The organism is Clostridium disporicum, assembly GCF_001405015.1.
GTDB lineage: Bacteria > Bacillota > Clostridia > Clostridiales > Clostridiaceae > Clostridium > Clostridium disporicum_B.
The window spans coordinates 1-1198 of the sequence record NZ_CYZX01000053.1; the positions used below are offsets into that span (position 1 = coordinate 1).

The window sequence follows — 1198 nt, forward strand, 5'->3', positions numbered from 1 at the left end:
AATTACTTTGAGTTTATAAATGTAACAACGCTACTGCGTTGTAAGTTCGATTTTCTAAATTAAAATTTAGAATCTCACTTAAAAACTCTCAAAAGAATTGCTGGATTTATTTTAACTATATTCTGTTCAATTTTCAAAGACCATATTATGTATCGCTTCAAGCGACTTCTTTATCTTATCACTTTGTTTCTTAACTGTCAACACTTTTTTTCAAACTTTTTTTTGAAGTTTTTGTAGCTGTTGACCTCAGCGACGAGATTTATAATACCATCTATATTAATTATCTTGCAATTTATTTATATTAATTTATTAAAATTATTATCATTTTTCTCTATTTTTCTATTATTTTCTTTGTTTTTTAATTATTGATACACCTGGATGAGTGTCTATCACTTTTATATTAAATCATCAATATTAATTAGATAATTTACTAATAAAAATTCTATTTTATATCTAAACAATTAATACTAATTCTTGTTTGTTTCCAGTTTTATTACTCTAGTTATCTATATGTTAAATATAAACTCTATATATTAATTTAAATAATTCTATTCAAATTAATATACTTTAAATACAGATCTTTTTCCTATTTGGTTATCGAAGCCCTAATTTTAAATTTATATTACTAAATTTACACTATTCTTTACTTTATATAAATTTATCTTCAAAATAATATATTTTTCTTTATTATTTTTTTAAGCTACTTCTAAGCTACTTCTTTAATATCGTTATTTACTTTCTTATATGAAACATTAATTATTTTTACTTGTTATATGTCATTATTAATATTGTTAATTTCCTATTGTATATAATTTTATTTTATAATTAACATAATTAATATAAATGCAAAAAAGGTAGTAAGAATTTCTTTCTTACTACCTTAAATATGGTGACCCCTAGGGGAATCGAACCCCTGTTACCACCGTGAAAGGGTGGTGTCTTGACCGCTTGACCAAGGGGCCTTAAGTCTATTATTTGAAAAATAAAAAGCTATGTATACCATAGCTTTTTATGGTGGAGGTAAAGGGAGTCGAACCCTTGACCCCTTGCGTGCAAGGCAAGTGCTCTCCCAACTGAGCTATACCCCCATATAACCTAGCAACGTCCTACTCTCCCACACAGTCTCCCGTGCAGTACCATTGGCGCTGTAGAGCTTAACTTTCCTGTTCGGAATGGGAAGGAGTGTTTCCTCTACGCC

General features: G+C 27.8%; 2 tRNA genes and 1 rRNA gene. All 3 read right to left on the reverse strand.

The annotated features are described in order from the left end of the window. Nucleotides 1-887: 887 nt before the first annotated feature. Nucleotides 888-962: transfer RNA gene (locus tag ARA56_RS16220), tRNA-Glu, on the reverse strand. Nucleotides 963-1012: 50 nt separating this feature from the next. After that, nucleotides 1013-1088, reverse strand: a tRNA-Ala gene (locus ARA56_RS16225). 5 nt (nt 1089-1093) lie between these two features. Next, nucleotides 1094-1198 (reverse strand): 5S ribosomal RNA (gene rrf / locus ARA56_RS16230); the annotation flags it as partial.